This window comes from Paenibacillus chitinolyticus, assembly GCF_045038035.1.
Lineage (GTDB): Bacteria > Bacillota > Bacilli > Paenibacillales > NBRC-103111 > Paenibacillus_F > Paenibacillus_F chitinolyticus_A.
This window is the reverse complement of the sequence record NZ_CP173427.1, coordinates 571027-597659: the sequence shown is the minus strand read 5'-3', so window position 1 is coordinate 597659 and position 26633 is coordinate 571027. Positions and strand designations below refer to the sequence as shown.

General features: G+C 53.1%; 25 protein-coding genes. 7 read left to right on the top strand and 18 right to left on the bottom strand.

Annotated elements, in window-relative coordinates; translation table 11 throughout:
• Nucleotides 1-684: 684 nt before the first annotated feature.
• A complete protein-coding gene (locus tag ACI48J_RS02770) occupies nucleotides 685-1128 on the top strand; it encodes a hypothetical protein (RefSeq protein ID WP_405081553.1) in 444 nt (147 codons plus the stop codon).
• Between the two features lie 71 nt (nucleotides 1129-1199).
• Here ACI48J_RS02770 and ACI48J_RS02765 read toward each other — a convergent pair whose 3' ends face one another.
• From ACI48J_RS02765 to ACI48J_RS02745, 5 genes are all read right to left on the bottom strand, one after another.
• A complete protein-coding gene (locus ACI48J_RS02765; RefSeq protein ID WP_405081552.1) occupies nucleotides 1200-2093 on the bottom strand; it encodes a carbohydrate ABC transporter permease in 894 nt (297 codons plus the stop codon).
• 19 nt (nucleotides 2094-2112) lie between these two features.
• A complete protein-coding gene (locus ACI48J_RS02760; protein WP_217561232.1) occupies nucleotides 2113-2991 on the bottom strand; it encodes a carbohydrate ABC transporter permease in 879 nt (292 codons plus the stop codon).
• Between the two features lie 368 nt (nucleotides 2992-3359).
• Nucleotides 3360-4682, bottom strand: a complete 1323-nt coding sequence (locus ACI48J_RS02755) for an extracellular solute-binding protein (RefSeq protein ID WP_405083170.1) — start codon at nucleotides 4680-4682, stop codon at nucleotides 3360-3362.
• A 346-nt stretch (nucleotides 4683-5028) separates the two neighbouring features.
• Nucleotides 5029-6639 carry a response regulator gene (locus ACI48J_RS02750; protein WP_405081551.1) on the bottom strand — a complete coding sequence of 537 codons (1611 nt, stop codon included), beginning with the start codon at nucleotides 6637-6639 and terminating at the stop codon, nucleotides 5029-5031.
• Nucleotides 6636-8396, bottom strand: a complete 1761-nt coding sequence (locus tag ACI48J_RS02745) for a sensor histidine kinase (RefSeq protein WP_405081550.1) — start codon at nucleotides 8394-8396, stop codon at nucleotides 6636-6638. Before ACI48J_RS02745 ends, ACI48J_RS02750 begins: the two co-directional genes overlap by 4 nt.
• Nucleotides 8397-8615: 219 nt before the next feature.
• On the opposite strand from ACI48J_RS02745, the gene ACI48J_RS02740 reads away from it, so the two are divergent.
• The 5 genes from ACI48J_RS02740 to ACI48J_RS02720 all read left to right on the top strand — a co-directional run bounded on the left by ACI48J_RS02740 (nucleotide 8616) and on the right by ACI48J_RS02720 (nucleotide 13674).
• The gene (locus ACI48J_RS02740) at nucleotides 8616-9698 is read left to right on the top strand and encodes a B12-binding domain-containing protein (RefSeq protein ID WP_405081549.1); all 1083 of its coding nucleotides are present in this window, start codon (nucleotides 8616-8618) and stop codon (nucleotides 9696-9698) included.
• Between the two features lie 33 nt (nucleotides 9699-9731).
• Entirely contained in the window at nucleotides 9732-11474 is a 1743-nt protein-coding gene (locus tag ACI48J_RS02735) for an ATP-binding protein (protein ID WP_405081547.1), read from the top strand.
• 226 nt (nucleotides 11475-11700) lie between these two features.
• Nucleotides 11701-12318, top strand: a complete 618-nt coding sequence (locus ACI48J_RS02730; protein WP_405081545.1) for a nucleotidyltransferase domain-containing protein — start codon at nucleotides 11701-11703, stop codon at nucleotides 12316-12318.
• 249 nt (nucleotides 12319-12567) lie between these two features.
• Nucleotides 12568-13188: a GTP pyrophosphokinase family protein gene (locus tag ACI48J_RS02725; protein ID WP_326053179.1), complete on the top strand. Its 621-nt coding sequence runs from the start codon at nucleotides 12568-12570 to the stop codon at nucleotides 13186-13188.
• 162 nt (nucleotides 13189-13350) lie between these two features.
• A complete protein-coding gene (locus ACI48J_RS02720; RefSeq protein ID WP_326053125.1) occupies nucleotides 13351-13674 on the top strand; it encodes a potassium channel family protein in 324 nt (107 codons plus the stop codon).
• Nucleotides 13675-13803: 129 nt separating this feature from the next.
• Here ACI48J_RS02720 and thrC read toward each other — a convergent pair whose 3' ends face one another.
• From thrC to ACI48J_RS02680, 8 genes are all read right to left on the bottom strand, one after another.
• Nucleotides 13804-15057, bottom strand: coding sequence for a threonine synthase (thrC, locus tag ACI48J_RS02715; RefSeq protein ID WP_405081543.1), 1254 nt, complete (start codon nucleotides 15055-15057; stop codon nucleotides 13804-13806).
• A 187-nt stretch (nucleotides 15058-15244) separates the two neighbouring features.
• A complete protein-coding gene (locus tag ACI48J_RS02710; protein WP_326053129.1) occupies nucleotides 15245-15880 on the bottom strand; it encodes a histidine phosphatase family protein in 636 nt (211 codons plus the stop codon).
• A gap of 1 nt (nucleotide 15881) precedes the next feature.
• Entirely contained in the window at nucleotides 15882-16358 is a 477-nt protein-coding gene (locus tag ACI48J_RS02705) for a GNAT family N-acetyltransferase (protein ID WP_405081541.1), read from the bottom strand.
• Nucleotides 16359-16680: 322 nt separating this feature from the next.
• Complete coding sequence (locus tag ACI48J_RS02700; RefSeq protein WP_405081539.1) at nucleotides 16681-17658, bottom strand: multidrug resistance efflux transporter family protein; 978 nt, start codon at nucleotides 17656-17658, stop codon at nucleotides 16681-16683.
• 6 nt (nucleotides 17659-17664) lie between these two features.
• Nucleotides 17665-18339 (bottom strand): GntR family transcriptional regulator, encoded by a 675-nt coding sequence (locus ACI48J_RS02695; RefSeq protein ID WP_326053133.1) that lies wholly within the window; start codon nucleotides 18337-18339, stop codon nucleotides 17665-17667.
• Nucleotides 18340-18409: 70 nt separating this feature from the next.
• Entirely contained in the window at nucleotides 18410-19129 is a 720-nt protein-coding gene (locus ACI48J_RS02690; RefSeq protein ID WP_405081538.1) for an ABC transporter ATP-binding protein, read from the bottom strand.
• 27 nt (nucleotides 19130-19156) lie between these two features.
• On the bottom strand, nucleotides 19157-19522 hold the full coding sequence (locus ACI48J_RS02685) for a GntR family transcriptional regulator (RefSeq protein WP_405081536.1): 366 nt from the start codon (nucleotides 19520-19522) through the stop codon (nucleotides 19157-19159).
• 4 nt (nucleotides 19523-19526) lie between these two features.
• Nucleotides 19527-20300 carry a hypothetical protein gene (locus ACI48J_RS02680; RefSeq protein WP_405081535.1) on the bottom strand — a complete coding sequence of 258 codons (774 nt, stop codon included), beginning with the start codon at nucleotides 20298-20300 and terminating at the stop codon, nucleotides 19527-19529.
• Between the two features lie 211 nt (nucleotides 20301-20511).
• Here ACI48J_RS02680 and ACI48J_RS02675 point away from each other — a divergent pair, with 211 nt between their 5' ends.
• On the top strand, nucleotides 20512-20913 hold the full coding sequence (locus ACI48J_RS02675; protein WP_405081534.1) for a hypothetical protein: 402 nt from the start codon (nucleotides 20512-20514) through the stop codon (nucleotides 20911-20913).
• A gap of 246 nt (nucleotides 20914-21159) precedes the next feature.
• Here the strand turns inward: ACI48J_RS02675 and ACI48J_RS02670 are convergent, their stop codons facing one another.
• From ACI48J_RS02670 to ACI48J_RS02650, 5 genes are all read right to left on the bottom strand, one after another.
• Nucleotides 21160-22020, bottom strand: a complete 861-nt coding sequence (locus tag ACI48J_RS02670) for a hypothetical protein (protein WP_405081532.1) — start codon at nucleotides 22018-22020, stop codon at nucleotides 21160-21162.
• Between the two features lie 390 nt (nucleotides 22021-22410).
• Nucleotides 22411-22959 (bottom strand): hypothetical protein, encoded by a 549-nt coding sequence (locus ACI48J_RS02665; protein ID WP_405081531.1) that lies wholly within the window; start codon nucleotides 22957-22959, stop codon nucleotides 22411-22413.
• A gap of 14 nt (nucleotides 22960-22973) precedes the next feature.
• Complete coding sequence (locus ACI48J_RS02660) at nucleotides 22974-23612, bottom strand: polymorphic toxin-type HINT domain-containing protein (RefSeq protein ID WP_405083169.1); 639 nt, start codon at nucleotides 23610-23612, stop codon at nucleotides 22974-22976.
• Nucleotides 23613-24307: 695 nt separating this feature from the next.
• The gene (locus ACI48J_RS02655; RefSeq protein WP_405081529.1) at nucleotides 24308-25627 is read right to left on the bottom strand and encodes an S-layer homology domain-containing protein; all 1320 of its coding nucleotides are present in this window, start codon (nucleotides 25625-25627) and stop codon (nucleotides 24308-24310) included.
• Nucleotides 25628-25870: 243 nt separating this feature from the next.
• On the bottom strand, nucleotides 25871-26629 hold the full coding sequence (locus tag ACI48J_RS02650; RefSeq protein ID WP_405081528.1) for a Cof-type HAD-IIB family hydrolase: 759 nt from the start codon (nucleotides 26627-26629) through the stop codon (nucleotides 25871-25873).
• Between the last annotated feature and the right edge of the window lie 4 nt (nucleotides 26630-26633).

The window sequence follows — 26633 nt, the reverse complement described above, 5'->3', positions numbered from 1 at the left end:
TTTCATCCTTTTCCCCTCCGGTTAAGAAGAAATACAACAGAACAAGAGAGGAGAATGAGTCATGAAATCTTCCTTGATGCAAAAGGTTGCGACAGGAGTTTTAGTGGCGGTGCTCCCGAAACTCGTTGACATGGCCTTCGAAAAAATGAGAAGCAAAAAACAGAGCCGCGTCCAGTAAAACGGACAACGGCCCCGACTGCCTCCGGGCAGCTGATTCCCTCACACCGTTCATGCCTGTCAGGCGCGCTGCACAAGGCCGGAACGTTTTCATAGAATGAAGTGGAAAAATCCCTTATCGAGTAAACAATGGTTTGCTTGGAAGGGATTTTTCGATGTTTTCCCAAGTGCGGATGAAGTACTGTCCCAGCATAAAAATATGGTAAAATATACAAATATGATCGTAATTTTGGTGTATTTTCTTCACCCGGAGGCGATGGTTTGATTGCTCTTCTCTATTCTTTTTTAAGCATTGCCGCATTATTGGCCGTAAAATTCCTGAACATCAGGCCCGCGATTACACTTACTACGGCGTGCTTACTTATCGCAGCCGCCTTTGTATGTGCGTACCTGGATTACAAAAGAAACAAAGGCTTTAACTCTTACATGAAAAACGTCAGCATAACCTACTTGATTTTTATCGTGATTTTCGCGTACATAGCGACGAGTCTGTGAGGCCCTTACCAGTTGCTCTTTCTATTTCATTTCTTTTTTCAGGAGTTGATTAAAGTTAAACTTCGACGAATAATTATAATAATCCTTATTTTAATTTGTGTCGGATTATTTGTTGCCTGGTACGTCAATAATTCTCTTGAAAAACCTGTTCTGACTAAAGACGAAGCTGTATCTATTGCAAAAGGAAAGCTACAGTGGACTGAATCACAGCTTGTGGAAAATACACTAATTGACAGAAAAACAACTCAATTTGATCCTACTGAAAGGGAGTCTTATTTTTTTGAAAAAGTTAATAAACGCCATCGTTATTTTTATCACATCGTATATTGGAATCATTCAGATCCTAAGGGCGCGATCACCGATTTGTGGATAGACAGTAAGGATGGAAAGGTCATACTGGGAAAAATCCATGAGCCGGATCTAAAGAGTGCCCGTGAGTTTTCCGATTTAGAATAAGCAGAATTTGAAAAAAACAAGGTCAAGAGCTGGAGTACAGCTCTTGACCTTGTTTTTAATGTGCCCTTTCCTTACCCTTTAACCGCGCCGGCAACCATGCCCTTCATGATCTGCTCCTGGAACGCCAGGTAGATCAGAATGGTCGGGATGACCGAGATGGCCATGGCCGCCATCGTCAGCCTGTAGTCCGTGCCGAAGCCGGTAGCGAACTGCGACAAGCTGAGCGGAAGCGTCTTGAGGGACGGCTTGTTGATAAACACGAGCGCGAACGCGAAATCGTTCCAGTAACGCAGGAACGCGAGAATTCCGACGGTAGACAGCGCGGGAACGGACAGGGGCAGCAGCATTTTGGTGAAAATGCCCCAGTAACCCGTACCGTCGATCAGCGCGGCTTCCTCGATTTCCTTCGGCACCGACGTCATGTAGGCCGCGATGATGAAGATGGCTACCGGCAGCTCAAAGGCGACGTACGGCAGAATCAGCGCGCCGTACGTGTCGAGCATGCCGATTTTTTTCAGCATGATGAACAGCGGCACGAGCGTACTGTGCACGGGAATGAGCATGCCGAGCAGGAAGTAGCCCATCAGCGGTCCGCGCATGCGGAACGAGAAGCGGGAGAGCACAAACGCGGTCAGCGCGCCGATGGCCAGAGTAAGCACCAGCGCAACCAGCGTAACGATCGCCGAGTTGACAACGGCCGTCTCGATGTCGGCCACTTTCCAGGCCTGCACGAAGTTGTCCCATTTCCATTCCGCCGGAAGGCCGAACGGCTTGCCGAAAAATTCGTCGTTGGTCTTGAATGCGCTGATAAACAGCCAGATCAGCGGGTACAGCGTAACGAGCGCGTACACGGCGAGCAAAATATTTAAAATCGAGCTTTTGGCGAGCCTGCCAAAAGCGCTCTCTCTGCGGGCGGGTTCCGTCCCTTTCACGGGAGGAACGGCGGTTCCGGTCATCTGTGGCATACTAGCCCTCCTCCTTTCGTCATACAGCCTGATTCCGTCTCATGAGACGCTGGCTTCCGGCGATCAGCACCAGGCTGATAATAATGATCAGCGTGGAAATGGCGCTGCCGTAACCGAAGCGGTAGACGGAGAACGTGTTGTTGTACATATAGGAGGCGAGCAGTTCCGTTGAATGCGCAGGACCGCCCCCGGTCATGACATAGATCAGGTCGAAAGCTTTCAAACTTCCCGAAATACAAAGCACGATCGTGACCTTCACGGTATCCCAGATCATCGGCAGCGTAACGGAGAACAGCTTGCGGCTTCCCGTCGCCCCGTCGATCATGGCGGCATCGTCAATATCCGAAGGTATATTTTGAAGCGCCGCGATAAACATGATGAGATAAGGCCCGATATAGTTCCAGATAATCGGAACGGTCAGCGCGAGCATGGAGACCGATTTGTCGGAAAGCCATGCTTTCTTCCACGATTCCAGCCCCACCGCATCCAGCAGGAAGTTCAGAATCCCGATTTGCGGGTGATAAATGTAGCTCCAGATAATCCCGACGACGACCGACGAAAGCACCATCGGCATAAATACCGCCGAACGGATGAAACGCTGGAAGAAGTTGCTCTTGCGCAGCACCAGGGCCAGCACGAGGGCGATCGGCACCTGTCCGAAGACCGAAGCCGCTACCACGATCAGGTTATTTTTTAACGCGAGCCAGAAGATCGGATCCTTCAGGGCTTCGACATAGTTATCAAATCCGTTGAACTTGGCTTCTCCAATCCCTTTCCAGTCGAAAAACCCGTAATACGCCGACCAGAAAATCGGGATAATGACAAATACGCTGTAAATAAGCAGCGCAGGCAGGAGACCAAGCACGATAAAGTTGGTCCTTCTTGACGAGGAAGTCATGGCGTCTCTCCCCTCCTGTTGGTGTATACCTTCAAGGCAGTTCATAAAATATCTACTAAACCTATCAGGAAGCATGGTTATTCGCCGGCGAAGCAGCGTGCGAAAACAGCTTCAGACTGCATAACGCGAGCAGACTGCGGGGCGTATTTCCGCCGTGCTTTCCTACCGGGAATTCCGTTGTGCCCGGCTTCTTACCGGGATCGTTCTTTTTATGAGTTCAATCGCGAAAATGTTCCGGCTTCCCGGCCGCGCCGATGTCCGGCCGTCCGTTGTTCCGGCAGGTCTTCTCCGCCGTTCCGGTTCTCTCCGTCTGTCTTTGTTAAAAACGGGGCGACCAGCGCCCCGCTTCTTCTACAATCGGAATCTTGTTATTTGCCGAGGGATTTCGCTTGTGCGTCCTGCAGTTTCTTCGCTACATCTTCCGGTTTGCCGCCCATCAGAAGCTCCTGAATGCCGTTGTTGATCACTTCGGAAGCCGCCGAGGAAAGCTGGGAATCATAAACCGGCGTACGTTTTACTTGACCGACCAGGTCGTTCACTTTCGCGAACAGAGTGGAAACCTTGCTCTTATCGAGCTCGACTTTATAGGAGACCAACTGGTTGGACTCCAGCGTGCGCTTCTGCGCTTCCGGTCCGGCCAACGCCTGAATCAGCTTGTGAGCCGCTTCTTTCTTCGCGCCCTCCACTTTCTTGTTGAGGCCCAGGCCTATGCCTACAACGCCGGAGAGGGATTTCGGATCGCCTTTGCCGTTAGGAACGGAAGGCAGCACCGTGACTTCGATGTTGTTCAACGCTTCCGGCTGCGCGCCGTTGGTCAGGTTGGTCAGCGCCCATCCGCCGTCGATCATCATAGCCGCTTTGCCTTGTGCAAACATTTGCTCCATTTGCGTGTTGTCGATGGAGTTGAAGCCTTCCTGGAAAGCTCCCGCCTTGCCGAGATCCTGCAGCGCTTTCAGAGCGGATACGAATTCGGGATCCGTGAACTTCGCGCCGTCTTGCGCCGCCGCTTTCATAAACCATTCCGTACCGGTGAAACGGTCGGCCAGAGAGCTGAGGATACTGGACTGCGCAAGCCATGCCGCTTTATTGCCGAGGGCGATCGGGGTAATTTTCTTGGATTTGAACGTTTCAATCGCTTTCATCATTTCATCCCAAGTTTTTGGTACCGTTACGCCGTTATCGTCAAAAATTTTCTTGTTGTAGTAAAGGATAGAGGTCGGGGACAACGACATCGGAATGCTGTACACTTTGCCGTCTACCGTAAAATCGTCGAAGGAGTTCGGGAGGAAACCGTTCTTCCACTCCGCATTTTTGTCGAGCAGTTCGCCCACAGGCTGAAGCAAGTTACCGCTTACAAATTCTTTGGTCATAGCGCCCGGCCACATCTGGAACAGGTCCGGCATTTCGTTTGCCGCTGCAACCGTTTTCAAACGTGTTTTGTAACCGTCCGGCGGAATCGCTTGTACTTCTAGCTCTACATTCGGGTTTGCTTTTTTGTATTCTTCGATGATAGCCCGCATCGTTTTGGCGCGCGCGTCTTCACCCGTAAAGTTGTGCCACAGGGAAAGCTTGACTTTCTCGGTCCCTTTACCGGCGTCGCCCGTGCCCGTTGTTGCCGGCTCTTTGCTGCATGCGGATAACAATGAGAGTGACAGAATCAACGCAATACCTGTTTTTGCCGTTTTTTTCATCATGTGTAACCCCTCCTTATCTCTATTCTTTTTTAGTATAAAAGGGGACTGCCATTGTCAAAAGGGGAGTGATTTCGGGGATAGGGTGGGGTAAATTCAGTCCTTTTATACGTCTCCACCTCCAATACGTGGAAAATAAGAAAGCCCCGGCGATGCCGGCAAGCATCGCGGAGCCTTTATTTTAAACACCCATAGGGACGCTGCATCCGGGTCCCCCGCTGTCCGCCGGACTCCGTGAGCCCTGAATCTACTGAATTTAGGGAGACGGGAATCCTCGGGCTTTAAGACGCTATCCGCGTTCAAAAGCACGTATCCGGCCAACCGGCCGGGCTCCGGATTCAATCTTTTACTGCTTGCCCTCACGTCCCGCACGGAATTCCGTCGGCGTCTGTCCCGTGTATTTTTTGAACAGCTGGCTGAAATATTTAATATCCTCGTAGCCGACCTTCTTGGCCACCTCGCTGACCTTGACGGGGGTTTCGCTTAAAATTTCGGCGGCCCGGCGGATTCGCTCCCTCATAACGAATTCAATGTAGTTTACGCCCGTTTCCCGTTTGAAAACTTCACTGAAATGATTCGGATGAACATGCACGTGTCCCGCCACCTGCTGGAGAGTCAAGGTCCGGTCGAGATTATCCTGAATGTAGGCTATCGCCCGCTTGATATAGAGAACGCCGTCTTCCGACACGTATTGATAGTAGGTTTCCATAATGACGCGCAGCCGCAGATACAGGTTCTCCTGGAGATCGCCCTGCCCTTCGGCGCCCTTGCCGTCTCCCGGAAGCTTGTCTCCCTGAGCAAGTTTGGCCGGGTCCGGTTCGGGCAGACGGGGAAGCTGGGGCATGCCGAGCGCCGCCGCGGTCCGTTCCAGCCATCGGTGGGCCGCAACGACGAGCGAATCCGAGTAGGCCTTCAGCGAAGCGGGCGTCGCTTCGGCATCGGCGATCTCGCCGTCCAGCGCCTTCTGCACGAAGTGGCGCAGTTCGATCGGGTTGCCGTTCTTGAGCAGAATCGCCAGTTCCGATTCTTCCTCCTTCGAGCAGACCGTGCGCCCGCCCTTGCGGCCCTCCACCGCTTCGTAGACAAGCAGCGTCTGCGCCCCCGCGAAGCCGCGGAACGAGGCGGCATAGACCGCCTCCCGGTAGGAGCGCGGCACCTGCCCCAGCCCGCTTACCCGCGAGCCTGCCGCGGTGAACAGTACGCACTTAAGCTTGTCCGAGACGCGGCCGAGCCTGCTGCGCAGTGCATCCGCGTCCCTGCCTTCCACCCGGAGCAGGACGACGATGTCGTCTCTGCGCCGCAGGGTCTCGCAGGGCAGCAGCTCGCCGAGCATGTTATCGACGGCGAACTGGAGCAGGTTTCCCGCGGCGCGACTGTCGCCCCAGCCCTGCACGCTGATCAGAAGCACCTGCAGGCACACGCCCGCGGCCGCTTCCGGTAGGTGAGGCAGGCCGAGCTTGGTCAGCACCTGGGGCACCTGCTCCAGCGAGTCGGCGTCGTCGATGCCTTCGGTCACAAGACGCTCCAGCAGTCCGCTGCGGAAGGCGCGGCGTTGCATATTGTCCGCTTTGCGGGCATCCCACTTGCTCACAATGCGCTGCTTCGCTTTCATCACGGCCCGGATAATTTCTTCCGGCCGGCTCGATTTCAGCAAATAATCGCCGATGCCGCCGCGGATAGCCTGCTGGACGTAAGCAAAATCATCGTAGCCCGTCAGCACGATAATTTCGCTGTCCGGAAGCATCTGCTTCACCTTCTCGGCCATCGTGATTCCGTCCATTCCGCCCATGCGAATGTCCGTCAGCACGATATGGGGATGCTCGGCGGAGGCGCGTTCCAGCGCTTCTTCCGCCGACTCCGCGGCCGGAAGAAGGCGGAAGCCCAGCTCCTCCCACTGAATAACCGTGCTTAAGCCGGTGCGAATAATGACTTCGTCATCGACAATCAGAATATTCACGCTGTCCCCGCCCCCTCTACAATCGGTATCATAAATGTAACCACCGTGCCTTCTCCGACGATGCTGCGGATATGCAGCCCCGCCTCGCTGCCGTAATGAAGCTGCAGCCTCCGGTGGACGTTGCGCAAGCCGTAGCTGCCCGGCACGACAGGCTCGTCCGCCGCCGACAAGGCCGCCCGGATTTCATTCAATTTATCGGGTTCGATTCCTATCCCGGTATCTTCCACCATGAAAGTCAGCTCCGTACCCATCCGCTGCGCGTAGACGCGGATGCTGCCTTTTTCGCGCTGCTTCTGGATACCGTGAATGAGCGCATTCTCGATGAGGGGCTGAAGAAGAAGCTTCAAAACAGGCTTCTGCCGGATATCCGGGTCCACGACGAACTCGATATCGAATTTGTCGGGATAGCGGACGGCCTGGATGGCGGCATAGTGCTCCGCGTGAGCGACTTCCTGCTGCACCTCGCAGTACTCCGCCCCCTTGTTCAGGCTGAACCGCAGAAAATCACTGAGATGGCCGACCATCTCGGCGATCTTCATATCCTGGCTCATCAGAGCCATCCAGTGGACGGAAGAGAGCGTATTGTACAGAAAATGCGGATGAATCTGCGCTTGAAGAGCGAGCATGTCGGTCTCCTTCTTCCGCGCTTCATTCAGCTTCACCTGCTCGGTCAGCCGTTCTATCCGGTCGCTTAACCGGTTGTAGCTGCGCATTAGCTGCCCGACCTCGTCGGCCGATGTGACCGGAAGGGCTTTCATAGGTTCCTCCGGATCGGTGTCCTTGAGGAACCGGGTCAGCATGAGCAGCGGCTTCGTCACGCGCTGGACGAAGAAAATCACGAGCGAGGCGACCAAAACCACCGCAATAGCGACCGCCGCGGCGGTTAAGAGCAGCACGTAACGGTTCTGCTCGCGGAAGTTTTTGTACGGCATAATGCCGACCAGCTTCCAGTCCACGCCGGGCACCGTATCGTACAAAACCGTATTTCTGTCGGCGCCCTGCCCTACGTTAAAAGACCCCGAGGTCCCCGTTATACCGGGCATACCCGGCATCCATTCGGACAGAGGACGGTTCAGCCATTCCACTCCGGGACCGGCGATGATGTTGCCCTGTTCGTTCACGAGCAGGACGCTGCCGCCTTCGCTGATATTCGATTTCCGCAAGGTATCGGCAATCACTTTCTGGTCCAGACTGATCGTCAAGCTGCCCAGATGGGCGAATGTGTTCACGCTGCGGATGGGCCGCAGCAGGGAAATCACATTTTTCTCGCCTATAGTGGTCTGATTCTTATAGAGCGGCGTCCACCATTTCGGACGGTTTCCGGGCTCGGTCTCTTTGGGACCCGGCCAGGCGGGCATGCCCGAGCTGACAATGCTGGTATTGGATAAGGAGGGAAGATCTCTCGCCGAATCTATAGTGATTTCGGCAATATAAGGTTTCGAGAACGCCAGGTTGGTCAGAAACCCTATAATAATAGTAGGCTTTAGCGCATCCCACTGGGTATCGGACAAATACTGCTGCACATCCCTCTGCCCGATCAGGAAAATCGACATATTCTCTACGTCCTGGACCATAAGCTCCATGTTGGTTCTCATCTGGGTCAGAAGCCCGAAACCGGACTGCTTCGCCTTTTCTTCCGTAACCGACGAAGCGATTTGATAGGAAAATATTCCGAAAGACAACAACGGAATCCCTATGGATACCAGCATCAGAAATGATAGTTTCCGCTTCAGCGAACGATCCAGCCAGCGCCTCATTTTCTATCCCCCGCTTGATAATTGTTCAGATCATGTCGAAATAGGTAGATAGCACCATCCTAACATACATTTCGGTCCGTTATCCGAACTTTTTAAGTCTTTACCCGAGCCAGACAATTTCCAATTATGCCGAAAAAGGGTATAATAGTAGAAACGTCCGAGTTTCCCGTCTACTAAAATGTGGCATCAACGATGCCTATCAAAGGAGGTCACCCAATCATGAATCATGAGGAAACGGGCAGACGCCTTTTTCAGATGGCGGAGAATTTAGCGGAGTATGTGACTCAGCTTCAATATAAGCATCAGCCGGATCTGGCGGAACGGTTCGGCGAACGCGGACGTTTGCTGACGATTCAGGACTCCGGATACAGCATTAAATATCTTGCCGAGAGCGTATATATGCAAAGTCCCGACTTGTTCAATCACTATACATCCTGGATGACGGAGCTGCTTTCCGGCTACCAAGTATCCAGGGAAGATTTGGCGCTGAACTTCCAGATGATCGAACAAGCGATTAACGCTCATTTCGGGGAAGCGGATCGCGCATTGATCGGCGAGTACCTCGAAATCGGACTTCATCAGATCCAATCCGCCCAGAATTCGGAGACATTCTTATCCGAAGAACGGCCTTTCTCGGAAACGGCAATCGCATATACCGAGGCTATCCTGCGGGCGGACCGCCGCGAGGCGTTAAAGCTCATTTTAACGAAGCTGGAGGAAGGCATGGCGATAGCCGACCTGTACCTCCATGTTTTTCAACCGTCTCAACGTGAAATAGGCCGGCTGTGGCAGACCAATCAGATTACCGTCGCGCAGGAGCATTTGTGCACGGCTGCCACCCAGATGATTATGTCGCACTTGTATCCGCACTTGTTTGCAGCCGAGCGCAGCGGCAACACGATGGTGGCGGCCTGCGTGGGACAGGAGCTGCATGAAATCGGATTACGGATGGTCGCCGATCTCTTTGAACTGAACGGATGGGACACCTACTATCTGGGCGCCAATGTCCCGACGCGCAGTTTGATCCGCACCCTTGTCGAGAAGAAAGCACAGTTAGTCGCCATCTCGGCGACGATGACGTTTCACGTGCATCTGGTGGAAGAGCTAATTGCCGAAATCCGCAGCAGTGAAGCAGGACAGTATGTGCACATTCTGGTGGGCGGACTGCCGTTCAATATTGACCGCGACCTCTGGCGCAAAGTCGGAGCCGACGGTTACGCGAACGACGCGCAGGAGGCCATTCGGCTGGCGGACCACTGGAAACACCACCGTATCGGAAACGAATTAGCCCGGTCCAATTGAGACCGCTCGTTTACCGAGGAAGGAGGATTCTACGTGGATCCCAATATGAAAACAGAGGACGAACGCCTGGAAATCACTCATTACCGCCAAACGATCGAGAAGCTTTCCCAGCAGATCATTCAGGCGAGACAGCGCGAAGAGCAAGTCCTTACCCAGTTCAGTTCCCTGAACAACGAGCTGATCACGCTGCAGAGGCAGCTTTCCAAAACAAATGTAGAACTGGTACAGTCCAAGGCGGAGGCCGAAAGAGCCAACGAGGCGAAAAGCATGTTTCTTGCCACCATGAGCCATGAAATCCGCACGCCTATGAACGGCATTCTCGGTATGGCCGAGCTCCTCGCCGACACGCTGCAGACCGAAGAACAGAAACAGTCCATCGCCATTATAGAAGAATCCGCTTCGCTTCTCCTGACGATCATCAACGATATTCTCGATCTTTCCAAAATCGAAGCCGGCCACATGCAGCCGGAACCGGAAACCTTCGAGGTCCGGAAACTCCTTCATCACGCCCTGAGACTCCTGGAACCGAACGCTTCCCGCAAGAGAAATAAGCTGAGGGGGACCGTTGACGAATCCGTCGGCCAATTTTTGACCGGAGATGCAGGAAGAATCCGACAAATTCTGATTAATTTAGCGGGAAATGCCATCAAATTTACCGACGACGGCGAGGTTCATATCCGGATCCGCCTGCTGCAAAGCTCGGCCACCTTCCAGACTCTGCGCTTTGAAGTGACGGATACGGGAGTGGGCATCCCGGAAGAACATGTCAATCGGGTGTTCGAGCCGTTTTACCAGGCTCATACCCAGCGGGAAGACGCCCAGAAGAGTACCGGCCTCGGTTTATCGATCTGCAAACGGCTTGTCGAGTGGATGGAAGGCCGCATCGACGTGACGAGCAAGGTCGGCATAGGCTCCTCCTTCTGGTTCGAGCTGCAGCTCGCGATTCCGTCGGAAGCCGAGTACCGTCAGGAGGCCGCGGCCGCGCTGCAGACTACCGGAAGCGGCATCGGCCCCGCCTTCACGGACGAAGAGCGGAGTCAGCCTCTCCTCCTCGTCGAAGACAACGCCATCAACCGCCAGGTCGCCCTCCTCCAGCTCCAGAAGCTGGGCTTCATGCATATCGACACGGCCAGCAATGGCGAGGAAGCTCTGGAAGCGCGCTCCCGCAAAGATTATTCGCTCGTGCTGATGGATTCGCAGATGCCCGTCATGGACGGACTTCAGGCGACTCAGCTTATCCGCGAATGGGAGAATGCCCGCCGGCATCCGCGGAGCGCCATCGTCGCGCTGACGGCAAGCGCCATGCAAAGCGACCGCTTACGCTGCCTGGAAGCCGGGATGGACGACTTCTTGACGAAGCCGATCCAGCTCTCGAAGCTCCAGTCCGTCATCCGCAGATGGCTTCCCGCCGGTCCGCCCGAGCCCGTGAACGAGCATGTGCTCATACCGGAGGTTATCCAGGAGCTCATCGGGCTGGATGAACCCGGCTCACCCGGCGTACTGGCCATGCTGCTCGGCATGTACCAGGAACAGACGCCTTCCAAGCTGAATCAGCTGGAAGAGAAAATGCGGGCTGGTGATTTGACCGCCGTCCAATATATCGCCCATGACCTTAAATCGACAAGTCTTAGCCTGGGGATCGATCAATTTTCGAAGCTGATCGAGAAAATCGAAAATCAGGCCAAGAACGGAACCGTTCATCTATCGGGCACCATCTTTAAAGAGCTGTGGCAGGCATACGATAAAGCTTGCCGGGAACTCAAAGCATTTCTGTAACATTTCCTAAAATAGCTATCTAAAGGCTGGCGGAGAACGATATGAAAAGTCGAAAACGAATGGACTTACCCTGAATGACGTTTAAACTTCCTCAAGTTTGAACGTCATTTTCATTTGGCCGAAGGAGGATTGTCCATGGTACACGGAATAACACCGATTTGATTCTCTCCCCGCTTCATTAACAGGTACAGGAATCACTCCACATTATAGATAGCGGGGGATATCAATGAAGAACGAGATAATCAAAAAAGCGGCCGACGATTTGGCAGACAAGTATGAAGGCCATTCGGTTATCCTCTACGGCTCCTATGCGAACGGGGATTATACAGACGAAAGCGATCTGGATCTGATGATCTTCTCGGATCGGAATTTCAAGAGAAACGACACCTCCCGCATAGACGGCCTGCTGCTCGATGCCTGGATTCATCCCACATCGTCCATGGACGATCCGGTCCGTTTTCTGCATATTCATGACGGTGTAATTGTGACCGACAGCCGCGGACTGGCCGCTCCTTTTCTGAAGAAGATTCAATCCATATTCGCGGAAGGGCCGGAAAAATCAGGTCCGGAAGAGGCCGATTTTCAGAAGGCATGGCTTCAAAAAATGCTGAAACGGGCAGGAAAAGGTGACGCCGAGGGCGATTTCAGGTATCACTGGCTGCTTAAGGACAGTCTGGAGATTTACTTCAGGCTTAAAGGCCGCTGGTATGAGGGACCGAAAAAATCTTTGAGATGGCTGGAACAGCATGAGCCCGGAACTTACCGGCTGTTCAGAAAAGCCTTCTCCCCGCTCGCCGGACAGGAGGATGTCTCGGAGTTGATCGGGCATATTACCAAGAGCTGACCTCCGGTCCGGTAAGGGCGTTCGAAAGAGCGCCCTTTTTTCGGACGTCCGGCCGGCGTAAGAAGCGGGGATAGGTCTCCGCTTTTCAGGGCAAGGATAAGCATTCGGAAACGGCTGCGTTTAAACCGGAATATGGAGGAATTTGTGTTCCCGGTCCGCAGCCTGTAAAATTTATAACGTACCTTTCGAAAATCCGGCCGGCTGGCCGGCCGGTTAGGAGGATTCATTTTGATTTTGGATATAAAAAATATGAAAAGCTGGGCGCATTTTCTGCTCACCTACAAATTTGCCCTGGATGAAGTCGGCACGAAGCTGCAAATCCTGAACGAAGAGTTCCAGTTTATTCACGACTACAACCCCATCGAGCATATGAAAACGAGAATCAAATCGGCCGAGAGTATCGCCGCCAAGCTCAAACGTAAAAATCTCGAGATCACGATGGACAACACCCGCGCCTATATCCGGGACATTGCCGGAATCCGCATTATCTGCTCGTTCTCGACCGACATTTACCGGATTCACGATATGATCTGCAGCCATGACGATGTGCGCGTCGTCCAGACTAAGGATTATATCAAGCATCCAAAGCCGAACGGCTATCAGAGCCTTCATCTCATTATCGAAATTCCGGTCTTTCTGACCAACCGGATCGAGCATGTGCCCGTGGAAATTCAAATCCGCACGGTAGCCATGGATTTCTGGGCAAGCCTGGAGCACAAAATCTACTACAAATACAACGAAGGCGTTCCGGTCGAGATCCGTCAGGAGCTTAAGGATACCGCCGATCTGATTGCCTCGCTGGACGCCCGGATGCTCGCGCTGAACAACGAGGTGCAGAACCAGAAAGCCCTCGTCAAACCGGAAGCCTGACCGCCGGTCCCGTTTTCTGGTTTGTCTAAGCCGGCGCCTTAGGGCGATCCGGGACCTGTATACGGCGGCCGCCGCTTTCGGAACGCGGAACCCAGAGCGCGAACACCGGACACTTTGCCTGTAACGACAGCCCCGTACCCTCATCTGAAGCAGGAGTGAACCATGGTATCGTTTATACTCACACTTAAAAGACTCGTCGGCGGCCTCTGGCACGCTTTTAAAGAAAAGGATTTTCAGGTGCTGTTCGTCCTGATTCTCCTGATTCTTCTGTCGGGCACGATATTCTACACGCAGGTGGAGGGACTCTCCGTCCTGGATTCGCTGTACTTCTGCGTGGCGACGCTGAGCACGGTCGGACACCCGGATTTTGTTCCCCACACCGAGCTGGGCAAAATTTTCACGATCATTTACATCATAGCCGGTACCGGACTTTTCCTGGGGCTGATCCTGCGGGTCGCCTACGGTATCATGACGAGCAAAAAATAAACAGGATTCCTTCTTCCGGAGGAATCCTGTTAACGAAAAGCCGCTTTCGGGAGAAGGCGGCTTTTCGGCGTACGGACGTAAGCAAAACCCCGTCCTCCCTTCCGGGAAAAACGGGGCGGAACCTGTCATTTATTTAATCACGGCAAAGATATCGTCGTAAGTCAGGCTGGACGGAATGATCTTGTTGGAGAACGGTTTGTTGTCCTCCAGATGGTACTCGCGGAGCGCATCGGTGTCTTTCAGCATATTCCCCGTCAGAATGCAGGCCACGGTCTCGTCCTTGTCCACAATCTGCTGGGATACGAGCTTGCGCAGACCCGCCACCGTAGCCGCGGAAGCCGGCTCGCAGCCGATGCCGGACGCGTCGATTACGGCCTTCGCATTCAGAATCTCCTCGTCCGTGACGGAAACGGCAACGCCGTTCGTCTCCTGGAGGGTGCGCTGCGCTTTGCGCCAGCTCGGCGGATCGCCGATGTTGAGAGCCGACGCTCTCGTGTACGGATTCGGCTCCGCTTCGAGCTCCGTTCTGCCCTCTGCGACCATCTTGTAGAAGGGACTCGCTCCCTCCGCCTGTACGAGCGCCACGCGCGGCAGCTTGTCGATCAGACCGAGCGCATATAGATCGGAAAGCCCTTTGCCGAGCGCGGACACGTTGCTCAAAGCGCCTCCGGGTACGAAGATCCAATCCGGCAGCTTCCAGCTCATCACTTGAGCCAGCTCGTACACAATGCTTTTCTGGCCTTCGATCCGGAACGGGTTGATAGAGTTGCAAATATATAAACCAAGCTTCTCGCTGTTCTCCTCCAGAAACTTGATTCCATGGTCGTAAGTTCCTTCGATGGAGAAAATATTAGCTCCGTAAGCTAGTGTCTGCAGCACTTTGTTCAAGGAGATATTTTTGTTTGGCACGAATACGTACGATTTGCGTCCCGCCAGAGAGGCGTACATCGCAAGAGAGGAAGACGTGTTGCCGGTAGAGGTGCAGGTAAACCGGTCGTAACCCAGCGAACGGCCGTGCGTAACCGCAACGGTCATGCCGTTGTCCTTGAAAGAGCCGCTCGGATTCTCGCTCTGAGCCTTAAGCCAAACGCTTCTCGTCCCCGCATAAGAGGCAACCGCATCGCTCCGGTACAGCCCCGTGTTTCCTTCGTATTTGGTCACAATCGCCGAATCTTCCACGTCCGGAAAAATCAGTTCTTTGTAGCGCCACACCCCGCTCGCATAAGGGGAAAGCCTGTCCGAAAGCCGGCTCTGGAAAAGCTGTTTCAGTTCCTCGGCGTCCAGACCTTTAAAGTCCTGGGAAATATCGAGCATTCCGTTACACGTACAGGTATAGCGGAATTCGGCAAACACCTTGCTGCACTCAACGCAAACAAATTTCATCGCGGTTCGATAGACTAACGCCTATCTTCCTCCTCACAAGATCAGATTTATCGCCTCATAAGAGTGGCGGGACGTACCAGAACGGGTCAGCTTTTATTTCTGCGTCAGATCTAGACCGGAATAATTAACCAATGCGATCTTTTGTGGTATTTTTGCATACTCTATGAAAAAAATCAATAACTTCCGCTCAGAACGCGCCTTCGATTTCATTTTTGTAATGAGAGATATCGGCGTGCAGAACGATCCGCGGAACGCCGTCCGTCAGCTCCACCTTGCACAGACAAGTCGGATGGATATAAGGGAGCTCCCACAGATCGCGGAGATCGCGGTTTTCGAAGTGCGCCATAATCAGTTTGAGCGCAACCGTGTGAGTCACGATCAGCATGCTTTTGCCCGGGTTCTCTTCGACCATTCTCAAAACCTCTCCGACCGCTCTCTCCTTCACTTCCTCATAAGATTCGCCCGTACCCGCACGGAACTGATGGGGCGCTTTCCAGAAAGCATGATGCCGTTCAGGCTCACGCTGCTCGATATCCGCCAAGCGCTGCCCTTCCCACTCCCCGAGATTCATCTCTCTGAGGCTGTCCCGCTCCGCAATGTCCAGCTTACGCGCGCCCCGTATAATCTCGGCTGTCCGGACGGCCCGCGGGCTCGAACTGGAGCAGATGCCGTCCAGGGGCACGTCCGCCAGCGCTTCGCCCAGCCAGGCCGCTTGCGTTTCGCCCAGAGAGGTCAGCGGAGAATCCTGATGGCCCTGCATTTTCTTGGCCACGTTCCATTCGGTCTGCCCGTGCCGGGTCAAATATAAAGTCGTTACCGCCATGTTATTCCCTCCCCTTGGCCGCTAAAGGCTTCTCAAAACAGATACTCGCTTCACTGCCGATATATTCGCCATATTTTTCGATTTCCACATAGCCGTGCTTCTTATAGAAAGAAAGAGATTCCGGCTGTTCCGGACCTGTCTCCAGTTTGACCGATGCGAAATTCCGCTCCCTTGCCCGTTCCTCCAGAAACGCGAGCATGCGGCCCGCGACACCCCTTTTGCGATAATTCTGGTCCACAAAAAAACGCTTTAGTTCCGTGCTTTCCGCATCCAGCGGACGGATGCCCCCGCATCCGACTGGCCGCTCCCCCTCGTAGGCGACCACAAAAACAGATTGATCCAGACGGGGATCGTCCCGGTCAAGACCGAAAATGTCTTCGGCCGGATAACGTTGGAGCAGCTCCTCGTCCAGTTTTTCGATCAGCAACCATAGATCCGGATGCTTGGCATCCACGTGATTTAAAGTAAGGTCCTCCATCTCGCGCACTCCTTTTTCTTCTCCGCCGGGTTCCCTGCAAGATTTAACTTAATAAGCGATTGAATCTCTTTACATACATTCGTTTTTTTCTTTTGGAAGTCCTTTTCCCGGTCCATTAAAAAAGATTAATCTTGTGGATAAACCAGCTTGTGGATATGTTAACAAGAGAAGTGTGATCTATGCACAAATGAGGTTTTAAAGGTGTAGATTATGGGGATAACTCTGTTGATAACTATGATATAACCGAAAAAAACCGCCTCCTTGGCAAAAGAATTCTTTGCTTGGGGGAGTACGGTTTCTGGGGATAACCGGAAATTCGCGGTTACTTTTCCATAGAAAGTTCTGGCTTGGACCGCGGTACGGACCGCCGGTGGGACACATGGCTGTGAAGCACCATTCCGGCCACAATGATCCCGATGCCGAGCCAGGATAACGCCGAAGGAAGATCGGCGGACAGCAGCAGCACCTCGCCCGCCAGAGCAAAAAGCACCTCGCCCGACTGCGTAGCTTCCACGGCGGCCAGCTTGGACACGTCTTCCCGCACCATGTCCGTGGCCCGGAAGAAGAGTATCGTGGCGATGACGCCGGAAGACAGCGCGACGATAAGCGACTGGAACGTCTGCTCCGTGCTCGGCAGCCCGGCGCTTGCGTACGCCCAGCCCGCCAGGAGCAGCCAGAACGGCAGGCTGGCCAGCGTCATGCCGAGCACGCGCTGGAATACGTCCAATCCGCCGCCGCACAGCTCCATCATCTTGCGGTTGCCGAGCGGGTAAGCGAAGGAGGCGGCCACGATCGGCAGGACGCCGAGCAGCAGATCCTTCGCCGTCAGCGAGCCGGCCTGCTCAAGCTGGAGCAGGAAGATGCCGGCGAGAATGACGAGCGACATCGCGAGCCCGCGCAGCGGTATCCGGCTTCGGACTTTCGCGGGACCGGCCGGAGTCGCGATTGTCTCCCAGAAGAGCGGGGCGAGCAGGGAGCCCGAGACGATGGTGAGCTGCCACGTCCCGGCGGTGAGCCAGCCGGGGGAATAGGCCGCGGCGAAGCACATGGGCGCGTAGAACAGCCCGAAGCCTATCGTGCTCCACAGGAGCCATCTCCACGGGTGCAGCCGCATCGCCCGGAAGAGAGGCCGCAGGTTGCGGCGGCCCGCAACGATCAGGAGCAGGAACGGAACCATGAACAGGTAGCGCAGAGAGCCGCTCCAGAGCCAGCTTCCTCCTCCCAGCTCCATTTTACGGTTGAGCACGAACGTAATGGCAAAGAAAAAGGCGGATAAAATGCCCAGCAGTATCGGTTTCATGAAGGTTCAGCCTTTCTCCGCTTGATTGCTCCCGGCCAGTCGTTCCCCCAGGGTGAGCCAGTTCTCTTCGACCAGACGGGCGGCGTCTGCCGCATCGCGCTTCCGGCACGCATCCGCAATTCTGCGGTGCTGCTCGACGGATTGAAGCCCGTGAACGGAAGCGAACCGGGAAATCTCCAGCCGCTGCACTTTAGGCAGGATGCCTTTCAGCGCGGACAAGATTTCCGGGTTGCCTGCCGCCCGGAGAAACACGGCGTGGAAAGCGCTGTCCGCCTCGATCGCCGCCGGAACGTCGTTCCGGCCGAGAGCCTCCTCCAGCGCCCGGTTGGACTGTTCCAGCGCTTCGTACTCTTCCGGGCCTAACGAGGGCACGGCCAGACGGGCGGCCAAGGCATGGAGCGCCGCCACAACGGTGAAGGCGTGCCTGCCTTCCTCGGGCTTCAGCGGCGTGACGCGTGTCGCGGAGCCGGGAACCGCTTCGACGAGCCCCTCGTCCTCCAGGCGCTTGAGCGCCTCCCGGACAGGCGTGCGGCTTACGCCGAATTGCTCGGCCAGCTCCTGGTCGCTGAGCTTGGCGCCCGGCTCGAGCTCCAGCGAAACGATCGCTTGCCGCAGCGCCTCGTAAATCTCGTCGCGGAACGATTGGCGCTTAATTCGTTGAATGGTTGGTTTCGTTTTCATAAAACCAATATATTGGTTTATAGATGGGTTTGTCAACCACTTTTCCGGGCACAAAAAAAGCAGCCGGGCGTTATCCGCCCGCCTGCTTCATCCAGTTCACAAGTCCGATTCCGTGTTGGCTTTGAATCTGTTCGACCGATTCGTCGCCGGCGACCTCACCGTCCCGGATCAGAATAACGCGGTCCAGCAGAGGCTCGATCTCGTCGACTTCGTGGGTGGACAGGACGAGCGTCTGTTCCTCCATGTCCACGAACGAAATCACGGTCCGGATGATCGACTCCCTCACCAGCGGGTCCAGACCGGACAGCGGTTCGTCCATCACGATCAGCGGAACTTGTCTCGCCAGCACGAGCACGATTTTCAGACGCGCGCGGTTGCCTTTGGACAACCGGCCGACCTTTTCCTTCAAATCCAGCCCGAAAGATTCGGCCAGCTCCAGCGCCTTTGCAATGTCAAAGTCTTGGTACATCGCGGTGTAAAAACGCAGCGTACGCTCCACGGTATGAGCCGGATAGAACACGTCCTGCTCCGGCAGGAACGCGATCCGCCGCGAACTGATCCGCGATACCCGCTGTCCTTCAAGCTCCACCCTTCCTTTGGAAGGCTGCAGCAGACCTGCCATCAGCTTCAGCACCGTCGATTTCCCGCTTCCGTTCGTGCCGATGATGCCGATGATCTGACCCCTCGGTATGCGGAAGCTGACGTCCTTCAGCACTCTTTTGCCGATAAAGCTCTTGCTTACCCCATCGAACGCGACGATAGGCTCCGTACCGTACCCGGTTTCTGCCATTTTCATTTCCTCTCCTCTGAAAGACCCTTAATTCAGTTTGAGAAATTTCTGTACATTCTTTATAATCTGCTCGTTGGAGTAGCCCAAATCACGCATTTCCTCCGCGAATCTTTTTAACTCTCCTTCTTTCAGCTCATCCCGGAGCCGCGTTAACAACGACTCGTCTTCCGTAACAAACATGCCCTGTCCCCTCCGGCTTTCGACTACGCCCATTCTCTCCAGCTCCATATTCACTCTCTGGACCGTATTGGGATTAACCCCGAACTGTACGGCAAGTTCCCGGACCGAGGGCAGCTTGCCTCCCGCCGGAAATTCCTTGCGGATAATTTGCCGGCATACCCGCTGGACCAGCTGCAGGTAAATCGGCTGCGAGCCCGAAAACTGTTCAGGCATGAACTTACACCTCCACTTTGCGATCCAAAAGCCAGGCCGGTATATACACGATGACGGCCAGATTGGCCAGTGTCCAAATCATTTCCCCCGAATAAAAAGGATCGCCGTCCCAATCAAAGGCGTACCCCCACTTGAACAAAAATTGATACACCGGGCTCATTTCAAACGTATATTCCACGAGCATGGCCGCCCCGATCAGGATAATCGCCGCCATCCAGCGCAGCCGGCCGACCCGGTTGCTTAGAGCCAAAGCCGTGAAGTACACCAGAACCGCCAAGGCGGCGAGGGACAATGCGATGAAGAAAAAGATAAAAGCTTCTTTAAGCCCCGAGCCGTGAAACAGTCCCGTGAAATAACGGACGTGTCCCGATAAATAAAACGGATCGTCTCCCGCACGTTCGATCAGCGTCGTTTTCTCCACCTGGTACATCCACAGGAACATCGTAATCGAGACGAGCAGACCGCCGATCATCTCCGTAAGCGCGGCCGCATACTTGGCCCCGATCAGCTTCCAGCCCGGCTGCGGCAGCTGGAACCAGAGCGGTGCCCGCTCCCGTTCTTTACCGAAACTGATCAGCAGGTAAACGGACGGAAGAAAAACATGCAGATAAATGATGCCCAGCCACAAGGGAGTGACAACCCCCGACTGGTAACGGTATGCCATAAACGTCATCAAAGCGATCATACCGACGGAAAAAGCTGCCCAGGTCTTTTGGGAGCCGGTCACGGCTGTCCGGAGGCCGATTTCTTTCTTGAATAAATTCCACCATGCGTTCAAAGTGTATTCCTCCTCGGTCAGTTTCTTGTATTACTGTATTAATTAAATAGTACACTGGTACATGAAGAAGTGTCAACCCGTATTTTTCCTTTCGCAGTTGTGGCTTGTTTAAGGACCTATAAAAGATAGAACTTACACCGGAACGCCCGATCCGCTACGATAAACCGTAGGATGAATGGATTTTTTTAAGCAGAGGGGAGACTACCCGGAAATGACACTCCACCTGACGAGAATTGTGAAGAGAAAGCTGTTGAGCGCAACCATTTCTTCATTCTTGTTTGCCTTTTTTTTCGCTTGGTACACACGGTACGAACCTTTCTTTTATCACCCTGCGGGAGCCGACCCGGGAGCTTTTTCCCGGTTTATGTCCGTGGGGTTTATCTACCTTCTCTACTCCGCTCCCGTTATTTATGCATACGGCACCGTTACGTCTCTGCTGAGCGATTTTATTGGCTTTTGCGTCCTGCCTTACAGTAAGCTGCGGCTTATCGTTTCGGGAATCATGCACGGAGTGTTCGGGCTGATTCTTTTCCCTGCCAGTCTGGCGGCGGCCGCTTTGTTTTTTGTTGTGGATATAGTTCTGGCAGCCCGTTTCTCGGGTCAAAAGAAATAACAAAAAGCAGCCGCAACGGGCTGCTTTTAGGGGCTGGCCTTCGCCAGGTATGAGTTTTAACCGCGTAAACCATACACGTCCTGAATCAAATGGGCGGCTGCCCCGAGGCGGAACGACTTTCATTTCGTTAGCGAAGAAATTCAGATGCCGGCAACGGTTCTTTCCGCACCGTGCGAAGCCCCCAGGGCGTGGTGCTCGGCGTCACATGACCGTAGCCAACACCATATCGGGCCGCCCCAATGCCGCTTAGCGCGGAAGCTGGACGGTCATCTCCAGATTGTCCAGGAAAGTGACCGGCGTCATCCGTTTGGTCAGCAGCTCCAGCGAAGCATTCTTGCTGACCGCAGGGAATTCCAGCTCATACTCGTAGACGCCGTCCTTAACGCTTTTCAGCTTTTTGCCGGACTCGTCCAGTCTTTTGCCGTTCTCCATCAGCCAGATGCCTGTCGTTTGCATCGGTGCCGTTTCACCTGCGGCCGCTACTCGCACAACGGTTTTGTCCTCGCTGAAGTCCACGCCCGTGACAGAAATGCTGCCGATTTTCCCCTGATCCACTTGGAGCGGATACATTCCCTTCAGTGGTGTTTTCACATCCGCTTTGTCCGCAAACATCGTCGTTGTATCATCATAATACCCGCCGATATAAGGCTTAATCGTCAGCTCCTGCGGCTGTCCTTTCAAAGCTTCTACCGCTTCCTCATGCCTCATGCCCAAAGTGCCGTCCGGGAATGAAAACATCCCGCCGCTCCCGCTCTGTCTCTCATAAATCCATCCGCTGCTATCTATCACCAGGTAGTCCATGTCCATGATTTGACGGTCGATTTCCGGGTCCAGATCAGCTGGATTTGCCGGTAATTTGCGCGAAATCATAAACTCCGTGCTGTCTTCGGAAGCGTTGAGATGCTCCAGTGTAAACTCGACTCCGCCCCAGTGCTTCTTCAAGGCAGGAGTCAATTGGAACGCGGATGCCGCGTTTGTTTCTTGAGCTGCGGCTGTTACCGCCGGCTGTGCTTTAGCTTGGTGAGCGGACGCATATGGCCCTGCTGCTGTCAGAGTCCCTCCCAATACGATCGCGGCGCTTAATACGGCAAGTGTAGCTTTTTTCATGATTTCTTCCTCCTTTTCTGTAGCAGGACGGGATGTTTGCACGGCTTCCAAGTTTGCGTTGCTGTGCTGCGTCCTACATATCTATAGGCGAGAAAAGGGAGGGGGCGGTTCAAAGATTGGAAGACGTTTGATAGAAATGAAACAGAAGGGCCAAGGAATAGAACGGAAAGATTGCAGAACATTAAATATTTCAAATAGGGTATACAATTCAAGCATGTTGCTGTGCGCACACGATTTTGACGGAATTTTGATACGGGGATGATAGGGGTTAAGTACTTTCGGGACGTGCCGCCCGATTCATTCGGCACTGGATATACCCTTAAAGTTTTAAATGAAGACAAAAAGCAACCCACCAATATTCTTGGTGGGCGCATAACAACAATATATCATTTAATTGCTGTAAGGATAATAAGACGATGAATCTTCAAATAAACAATTATAAACACTAGGTGTGTCTTCCTGTAACTCTAAAACTACCCCCGGAACAGCTTGAGTTAACTCAACGTCATCTAATAATGCATATCCTTTGCCGTTGAGAAATCTTTTAATTTTTTCATCATACATATTTTGATTCGGAAGAAAGGGAACATTACTACTTTGTGCAACAAGCATATGCTCCTTTTTTTCATATCTTAGATACTTAACCACCGCATACGGTGCAATTGCTGATATCTGTACGTCAACTCTGTAAACATTATCGTTTTCAACGATAAATTGCTCAAATTGTTGGCTACCAATAGGAGAGTCAATGTCGGATAAATTTATGCAAATACTAAAACACTTTGAGTAGTTAAAATCCGTCATATTCTCTATATAGTTGCCTACAAAAAGTTCTTTGAAGTTCTGTAAATAATAGTCCTTATCCACATAGGATGACAGAAGAAAAGATAAATCACCATTTTTGTAAACATTTTCTATAACTTTCATTATATCCGCCAAAATATTTTCCCTCCTTAATCAACAGGATAACCGTGAAGATTTCCCTTACCATCAATATGCACCTTTATTCTTAATGTACCATTATCCCAAATTTTAACGCTACCGTCAGGCTTGACAACTGTACCATTCTTCCAAGCTTGTTGGGTTAGTCCAACTCCATTCTGTCCTACTGACCACTGCGACTTGGTTGATACATTATTTGGATGTCCGGGTACATGTTTACCTTGCTTCCCTGCATCTACAGGTGGAGCTCCGTCCACCATAGATACTTTTCCTTGGCTAGGTAATTTATCGCATGGCCCAATATTATGAACCCAAATCCCTAACTCACTTACAAAATAGGTATTAAAATCAGCAACTGTAAAGTTGTAGACCTCAACCATTTCATCATGCTTAACAATCTTGATGTTATCAATCGTTAAGGTGTTTCCATTGCTCTGCTGTAGCTTATCCCCCACTTGTAAGTCTGCCGCGAGAACCCAACCTTTACCCTCAACCCAAAAAGGATGATTATCTGTTGTCTCAATAACTTGGTCGCCTACGGTAAGTTCGTAGATGATTTTCTTATCATTTCGATACAGATGCGTGACTTCCTTGTAAGCCTGTTCACCAGTCTCTTCATTCTTCGAAAGAACCCTATCTCCGACTTCAATGTCTTCGATATTCTACTCCCCATCCTCTGTAAGAACCTTAGTTCCTGCCGCAAAACAGTTACATTTAGGTGTATACGAAATGTTCCACGAAGGCTTTCCACTTGAAGAAACTCTTGGAGCAGCTCCCCCACCACCTGGACTATAGGCGTTCGAACCGTTATAACGTGATGTGGATACAAATCCATAGTTGGTCTGCATGTTCATATGACCGCTTGGATCAATGTAACGAAGTGGATTATTAAGAACCTAGGTATATAAATTTAAAGATAAGGTGAATTCAGTTGTCCTTGATAAGTATCTTCATTCAGGAATCTTCCCACGCCCGTCCCTTCCCCAACCTTCACTTCAGACAATCTGTTACGCTCATCGTAACTGTAGTTCATGTCGGCGGATGAGACAGGCTTATCACTTTGAAGAGTGAGCCGGTTCCCGGAGTTGGACTACACCCATCTCCCTTCCAACGAATTTATAAAATACAAATATGATCGAAACGGAAATTTATTAGGCAAGAGCCTGATGTTGCGTAGCCTAATCGAAGGAATTCCAAAGATATCCCCATTTTTAAAAAATCTTGATCATTTTTGATTTATTGATTCAATTACATAAAAAGCCGTACCAAAATCATCTGCGATGAATTTCGGTACAGCTCTTTTTCTTAATGCGCCACTTGCTCAATTTCTAGAAGAGCAGCTTCTCTATTTTGCCGGTATTACGAAATGAGCTCCCGAAATAAACGTGCTTTCGATATAGCCGATGGTGAGATATACGTCCTGCTTCTCGGCCGCTGCGGCTATCGGATCGAAATGGAAGGTGGCTGTTTTGGTCGCCGGGTCATAGTCTTTTTTGGTAATTTCAAGATCTTTGTACTTGGATGGTTTTTGCAAACTCTCCTGAGAGATGGAGATTAAATCAATGTCCGCTCTGAATTTCCCGCCGTAGCCGTCGTCCTGCACCTTCGGCTCTTCGAAGAAAACGAATTGAACCGTACCGTTAGAAGCCAGAACGCTTTTAATGTTTCCCTGACTGGCGTGAACGGTTTTGGAAGCTGCGACGGATTGGTCGGATGCCAGTTTGGCGACGACCTTGAAATCCTCAATCCAGGAATACCAGCCCACATTGAGCTTGCCCGTAGCCGGGTCGATTGTAATGCCGTATGGAGGGTCCTTCTCGTCCTTCCATCTCTGGTGATCGTTTGCAAATTCCAGGCTCCAGACGACCTTGGCATCTTGGACGGCCTCGCCGTTCTTGTTTTTAACAGCCGCTTCAAAAGAAACGCCTTGGACCGGCTCGTCCGTTATTTTCACGGAATCCGGGCCTGTGATGGCAATAGTGCTCTCCGTTAGCTGAGACGCCTCTTCCGGGCCTGGTCCCGTGGTCTCCGTCGGAGCTGCCGTTTCACCGGCTGCCCGCTGCAGCGTGACAATCGTTTCGGCACGGGTGATTGGCGCTTCGGGCTTGAAGGAATGGTCCGCATAGCCGCTCATCACCCCGGAGCTGACTACGGCCGCAATGGCCGAGCTTCCCCACGACGCGATGGCGGACTGATCGCGAAAAGCCGCGGCTGTCTCGCTCTGAGCCGCTGTCTTATTCAGCAGCCGGGCGACGATTACGGCCGCCTCCTGCCGGGAAATCGAAGCATTGGGACGGAAGCTGCCGTCCGGGTATCCTTCGATATATTTGGCCTGGACCGCTTTGGCGACTTCTCCGTACATCCAATCGGATGCCGCGATGTCTTTGAAGGAAGCCGTGCCCTGCGCCTCCAGCTTGAACGATCGGTTAACCAGCGAAACGAACTCCGCGCGGGTTACCGCCTTGTCCGGCTTTAACGTGCCGTCTGCGTAGCCCTGTATGTATCCTTTGTCTACCCACTGCTTTGTCTGCTGCTCGGCCCAGTGCCCCGAGATATCGCTTGCCGCGGACGCCGAAGCGGCCCAGGATAGCTGGGCGGGCGCCATCACGGTGCATGCGAGCAGCGTAACCGCCATTTTTTTGCGTAACCCTGTACTTGTTTTCATTCGATGATGCTCCTCTCCGAGTATAGTCTCCTAATCATTCGACCCCCTTCCACAATTTACCTTCATTTTGTGCCTATATTATGATTCTTTAGACCTATAAAAGAAATAATTAAAATTTTCTTACCTTTATCCGTTAATAAAATGAATGATTCTTACCAGATCTTATTAAATAATTTCGTATATCGTTTTAAACGCCTGAAAAAAGCCGGTTACCCATCCGGATAACCAGCTTCATCCTCAAACCTATTCCTCCGGCACCGCATCCAGCCCGAAAATATACTGCCGAATAGCCTGAGCCACGCCGTCCTCGCCATTCGTGCCGGTGACGGCATCTGCCGCCTCTTTCAGCTCCGCGTCGGCGTTGCCCATGGCGATCCCCAGGCCGGCAGCCCGGATGAGCATCCGGTCGTTATGATGATCGCCGATGGCCATGACTTCATGCATGCCGATCCCCAGCAGCCCGCATACTTTGCGGACGCCGGATTCTTTCGTCACTCCGAGGGCGGAGATTTCCATGTTCGTATCGGCAGAGCGGGTCACTTCAAGCATTCCCATCTGCCGCACCTGCTCGCGAAGCTCCGCAATGGTGGGCAGATCGTGATGGCCCATGCCGAATTTCATCCAGTCCCGGTCGAACATCTTTTCCGTCCACTCTTCCCGGTTCGTCAAGCTTTCCACACTGTACCCCCAGTACCAGGCATCCGCCCCGGCCGCCAGCTTATGCAGCTCGCAGATTTGCTTCCGGGACAAATAGTGGCGCTCCCACAACCGGCCCGGTCCTTTCCAGATCTCGGCCCCGTTGAGCAGCACCATGGGCACATCCAGCCGGAGCTCGTCCCAATACGATTTGGCGGTCTGGATGCCCCGTCCCGTCGAGAAAATAACGGTGACGCCAGCCTCCGTCGCGCGCCGGATCCAAATCCGGTTCACCTCGGATATACGCTTGTCATCGGTCAGCGTGGTGCCGTCCAGGTCGAGCGCGACCAGTTTGTAAGCCGACATGCCG

Bases quoted from the DNA above. Each gene is read 5' to 3' on its own strand.
- ACI48J_RS02765 (WP_405081552.1), bottom strand. From the start codon at position 2,093: ATGCCACAGATGACCGGAACCGCCGTTCCTCCCGTGAAAGGGACGGAA.
- ACI48J_RS02760 (WP_217561232.1), bottom strand. From the start codon at position 2,991: ATGACTTCCTCGTCAAGAAGGACCAACTTTATCGTGCTTGGTCTCCTG.
- ACI48J_RS02755 (WP_405083170.1), bottom strand. From the start codon at position 4,682: ATGAAAAAAACGGCAAAAACAGGTATTGCGTTGATTCTGTCACTCTCA.
- ACI48J_RS02745 (WP_405081550.1), bottom strand. From the start codon at position 8,396: ATGAGGCGCTGGCTGGATCGTTCGCTGAAGCGGAAACTATCATTTCTG.
- ACI48J_RS02740 (WP_405081549.1), top strand. From the start codon at position 8,616: ATGAATCATGAGGAAACGGGCAGACGCCTTTTTCAGATGGCGGAGAAT.
- ACI48J_RS02730 (WP_405081545.1), top strand. From the start codon at position 11,701: ATGAAGAACGAGATAATCAAAAAAGCGGCCGACGATTTGGCAGACAAG.
- ACI48J_RS02725 (WP_326053179.1), top strand. From the start codon at position 12,568: ATGAAAAGCTGGGCGCATTTTCTGCTCACCTACAAATTTGCCCTGGAT.
- ACI48J_RS02720 (WP_326053125.1), top strand. From the start codon at position 13,351: ATGGTATCGTTTATACTCACACTTAAAAGACTCGTCGGCGGCCTCTGG.
- thrC (WP_405081543.1), bottom strand. From the start codon at position 15,057: ATGAAATTTGTTTGCGTTGAGTGCAGCAAGGTGTTTGCCGAATTCCGC.
- ACI48J_RS02710 (WP_326053129.1), bottom strand. From the start codon at position 15,880: ATGGCGGTAACGACTTTATATTTGACCCGGCACGGGCAGACCGAATGG.
- ACI48J_RS02705 (WP_405081541.1), bottom strand. From the start codon at position 16,358: ATGGAGGACCTTACTTTAAATCACGTGGATGCCAAGCATCCGGATCTA.
- ACI48J_RS02700 (WP_405081539.1), bottom strand. From the start codon at position 17,658: ATGAAACCGATACTGCTGGGCATTTTATCCGCCTTTTTCTTTGCCATT.
- ACI48J_RS02695 (WP_326053133.1), bottom strand. From the start codon at position 18,339: ATGAAAACGAAACCAACCATTCAACGAATTAAGCGCCAATCGTTCCGC.
- ACI48J_RS02690 (WP_405081538.1), bottom strand. From the start codon at position 19,129: ATGGCAGAAACCGGGTACGGTACGGAGCCTATCGTCGCGTTCGATGGG.
- ACI48J_RS02685 (WP_405081536.1), bottom strand. From the start codon at position 19,522: ATGCCTGAACAGTTTTCGGGCTCGCAGCCGATTTACCTGCAGCTGGTC.
- ACI48J_RS02675 (WP_405081534.1), top strand. From the start codon at position 20,512: ATGACACTCCACCTGACGAGAATTGTGAAGAGAAAGCTGTTGAGCGCA.
- ACI48J_RS02670 (WP_405081532.1), bottom strand. From the start codon at position 22,020: ATGAAAAAAGCTACACTTGCCGTATTAAGCGCCGCGATCGTATTGGGA.
- ACI48J_RS02655 (WP_405081529.1), bottom strand. From the start codon at position 25,627: ATGAAAACAAGTACAGGGTTACGCAAAAAAATGGCGGTTACGCTGCTC.
- ACI48J_RS02650 (WP_405081528.1), bottom strand. From the start codon at position 26,629: ATGTCGGCTTACAAACTGGTCGCGCTCGACCTGGACGGCACCACGCTG.